This is a genomic window from Mesorhizobium sp. FG116 (assembly GCF_057809835.1).
The window spans coordinates 1-3,372 of sequence record NZ_JBMDKS010000080.1 but is presented as its reverse complement, the minus strand read 5'-3'; the positions used below and the strand labels follow the sequence as shown (position 1 = coordinate 3,372).

Genomic DNA, 3,372 nt, shown 5'->3' with positions numbered 1-3,372 from the left:
CTGCAGGAGATCGCTCGGCTTGGAGGGCAGCGGCGTCTTTTTCTTCGGCAGCGGTTTGCCTTCGATCTTGGCCTTGACCAGTTCGGCGACCGCCGCGTCGTAGCGGTCGTCGAAGCTCTTGGCGTCGAACGAGCCCTTCTTGGTGTTGATGATGTGCTTGGCGAGGTCGAGCATCTCGCCCTCGATCTTCATCTCCGGGATGTCGTCGAAGGCTTCCTTGGCCGAGCGGACTTCGTAGTCGAAGTTAAGCGTCGTTCCAATCAGGCCCTTGCCGTGTGGGCGGATCAGCACCGTGCGTAACCGGCGGAACAGGACTGTGCGGGCGAGCGCGGCGACCTTCGCCTGCCGCATTCCGTCGCGCAGCAGCCTGAACGCATCGGCGCCCATCCTGTCCGGGGCCAGATAGTAGGGCTTGTCGAAATAGACGTCGTCGATCTCGTGACAAGGCACGAAAGCCTCGATCTTAAGGGTCTTGTCGCTCTCCGGAACCGCCGCGGCGACCTCTTCCGGTTCGAGCACGACGAAATCGCCGTTCTCGATCTCGTAGCCCTTGACCTGGTCGTCCCGCTCGACCGGATCGCCCGTCTCGCTATCGACGAATTCGCGGCGCACCCGGTTGCCGGTGGCACGATTGAGCGTGTTGAAAGCGATGCGTTCCGATGAGGAGGCGGCTGTATAGAGCGCCACCGCGCAGGCGACCTCGCCGAACTTGATGTAACCCTTCCAGTTCGGCCGCGCTGCAACCATGACACTCACACTCCGGCACAACCTATGCGAATCAATAAAGACATTGGCCGCCGGTATGGTTCCGCAGTCAAAAAGAATCTGAATTCAAAGGGTTGGCAGCATCGCCCGACAAATGGTCTCGGTGCGGCTATGTGACCGCAAAAAGCACCGGAAGATTCGTGTTGCCATCGCGGCGCGTCCCAATGGTGATTTGACACAACCACGTCGTCCAACCGAGATTATCCTGAAAGAGCGCAGGCGATATTCACTCGGTCGAGACGATCATGGGCAATTACAGAGGCCATCGCGAGCGACGCGGACGTCGCACCGATGACAAGGCGGACTTTCTGCCGGAGAGGACTTCCGAACCAAGCTATTTCCAGCGTTCTGCCGCCGCGAAAGCGCTGCCGGTCGATGCCGAAGTGGTATGGTTCAACGAAGGCAAGGGTTTTGGCTTCGTCAAATTGCAGGACGGCGCCGAGGCGTATCTTCACATCCGCGCGCTCGAAGCCGCGGGGCGCAGCAGCGTCTCGGAGGGAACACCGCTCAAGGTTATCGTCGAGGAAAATCAGCGCGGCCGCCAGGTGGCGCAGGTCCTGGAAATCGGCGAAGCGCCTGCCGGCGCGCCATCGCGTTCGCTGCCGGCCGAGCCTGATCGCGTCGCTTCCGGCGAAACGACGGGCACGGTGAAGTGGTACAATTCGGAGAAGGGATTCGGCTTCATCGCTCCGAGCGACGGCGGGAAAGACGTTTTCGTCCACGCGACGGTGCTCAGCCGATCAGGGATAACGGTACTGACCGAAGGCCAGGCGGTAATCATGGAATGTGGGCAAGGCAAGAAAGGCCTGGAAGTTCGCGGCCTTCGGCTGGCGTGACGCATCTCCTACGGGAGCTTCGTCGAAAATAGCTGCTTTGGGACGGAGCCCAGAGGCGCATGCCCGTGGAACCCGCTGGGCGCGCTTGTCCTTCCGTCTCACCAGATTCCAGGCAAGAGGCGGAAACGAACACGGCGGGCATAGTCCGCATAGCCGTCCAGCCCGGCACGAAGCAGGGAGTCCTCCCAGCTCGTGCGTAGGATCAGCACCGCGCGGGCCCAAGCCGCCGGGACCAAGGCCCACCATGAGGCCAGCGCCAGCGCGAGGCCTGCGAATATCATGATCGCCCCGACATATCCCGGATGGCGGACGATCGCATAAGGCCCGGAGGAGATAACCTGCTGGCCGCGCTCCTTCTGGAGGCGGACGCCGGGCTCGAAGAAGCGATTGACGGCTTGCGCCCACGTCCCCAGCAGGGTGCCTGCGCCAACCAGGATGTAGCCAACGATCACGATCGATAGCGGAACGGCCGGCCACCCCATCCGGCCGCTGTCGAGGGTCGCCAGCGGGATCTCCGCCACCATCGCCGGCAGCATCAGCCAGAGCAGGACCAGGTCCCAGCGTTCCGTCCCGGGCTGGAAGCGGCTGCGCGCGGTAGATGATGGGATTTACCCGCCACAGGACCAAAGCCGAAAAGCCGTACACAATGACGAGCAACGCAATGAAAACCCAGCCCGGCGCCCAGGCAAGCCGGCCGGCCGGCGCGAAGACAAGCGCCAACAGCGCCGGCGGCAGACCGATCGCATAGGCGATTGCCTTCGGTCGGGACATTGGTTCCGGTTCAGTGACCGTCCTCCGGGATTCCTAACGCACATCGGGCGCTCCGCCTGACGGTTCGCGCTTTTCCGAACGCCACGTGCCGTCCTTGCGCCGGGTCAGGCGCCAGTCATGAGCCGCGACCTGCGTGCCTCTTCCTGTACGATAGGTGGGAACGTGAAGGTCGATCGTCTGGCCATCGCGTTGCCATCGTCCGATCACGGTCACGCCGTCGCCGAACTCGACCAGGCAGTCCGGTCTGTCGCTTCCGTCGTCTTCGACCGTGACGCGGCCGCGCGGAAACGCATGACTATGCGGAAAGACGAAGCGCATCAACCGACCTGTTCGACGGTAAGCGTCCCGGCCGGCAGTGGCCGGATCAGCGATTGCGCCGGCACGGACGGATCGAGCCAGTCGGCCCGCGCACCGCGCTCCAGGATGACGATCTGACGATCGTGATAGGGCGCGATGTCGGGACCGGGCTCCGTCGTCAGCATGGTGAAGGCCTCGCCGACCTCCTTTGTGTCGCGCCAGATGCCCGCGATCGCGAAGATCGGCTCGCCCGTCTTCGTGAACAGCCACTTGTCCTTGCGCTTTTTTGCCTTCTCGGTTGGGTCCGTGTGTTCGTAGAATCCGTCTGCAATGATGATGCAGCGGTTAGAGGTGAACTCGCGCCCATCGGAGCGGAAATTGTAGACCGGCCGCTTGTTCGGTCCCGGCCAACTCCAGCGTCGTTGCACGAGGTCACCTTCGTCCCGCTCGCCCTCGACGGTGCGCAGGATCGGCGCGACGTCCGAGATCTTGATATCGTCCCGCGCCTCGATGTTCGGCCGTCCCTCCGAGAACCGGATCTTGATCTTGAGGTCGGCGAACTCCTCCATGATCGACGAGATTTCCACCTTCAGGCGATAGTCATTGCACATCCGTCCTCCGTTTGGTTCGCCTTTGCATTGCGACCTCGTTCGTGGTATGTTCACTCGCTATGACCGCGAAGCTTTTCGATGCCGACGCGCCG

5 protein-coding genes are annotated in these 3,372 nt (G+C 62.6%); 1 reads left to right on the top strand and 4 read right to left on the bottom strand.

The features are described from left to right. Window positions 1–747, bottom strand: a 747-nt coding sequence (gene ku / locus ACODTY_RS23545; protein WP_488996600.1) for a non-homologous end joining protein Ku, incomplete at its 3' end; no start/stop codon positions are given. Window positions 748–1,010: 263 nt separating this feature from the next. Between ku and ACODTY_RS23540 the strand changes: the two genes are divergently transcribed. After that, window positions 1,011–1,601 (top strand): cold-shock protein, encoded by a 591-nt coding sequence (locus ACODTY_RS23540; protein ID WP_488996599.1) that lies wholly within the window; start codon window positions 1,011–1,013, stop codon window positions 1,599–1,601. A gap of 98 nt (window positions 1,602–1,699) precedes the next feature. Here the strand turns inward: ACODTY_RS23540 and ACODTY_RS23535 are convergent, their stop codons facing one another. The 3 genes from ACODTY_RS23535 to ACODTY_RS23525 all read right to left on the bottom strand — a co-directional run bounded on the left by ACODTY_RS23535 (window position 1,700) and on the right by ACODTY_RS23525 (window position 3,280). Then, on the bottom strand, window positions 1,700–2,137 hold the full coding sequence (locus ACODTY_RS23535) for a methyltransferase family protein (RefSeq protein ID WP_488996598.1): 438 nt from the start codon (window positions 2,135–2,137) through the stop codon (window positions 1,700–1,702). A gap of 268 nt (window positions 2,138–2,405) precedes the next feature. Continuing rightward, entirely contained in the window at window positions 2,406–2,690 is a 285-nt protein-coding gene (locus ACODTY_RS23530) for a hypothetical protein (RefSeq protein ID WP_488996597.1), read from the bottom strand. Beyond that, window positions 2,690–3,280, bottom strand: coding sequence for an SOS response-associated peptidase (locus tag ACODTY_RS23525; RefSeq protein ID WP_488996596.1), 591 nt, complete (start codon window positions 3,278–3,280; stop codon window positions 2,690–2,692). The genes ACODTY_RS23530 and ACODTY_RS23525 overlap by 1 nt, the downstream gene beginning before the upstream one ends. Window positions 3,281–3,372: the final 92 nt, after the last annotated feature.

Coding starts and splice junctions, on each gene's coding strand:
- ACODTY_RS23540 (WP_488996599.1), top strand. CDS start 1,011: ATGGGCAATTACAGAGGCCATCGCGAGCGACGCGGACGTCGCACCGAT.
- ACODTY_RS23535 (WP_488996598.1), bottom strand. CDS start 2,137: ATGCTGCCGGCGATGGTGGCGGAGATCCCGCTGGCGACCCTCGACAGC.
- ACODTY_RS23530 (WP_488996597.1), bottom strand. CDS start 2,690: ATGCGCTTCGTCTTTCCGCATAGTCATGCGTTTCCGCGCGGCCGCGTC.
- ACODTY_RS23525 (WP_488996596.1), bottom strand. CDS start 3,280: ATGTGCAATGACTATCGCCTGAAGGTGGAAATCTCGTCGATCATGGAG.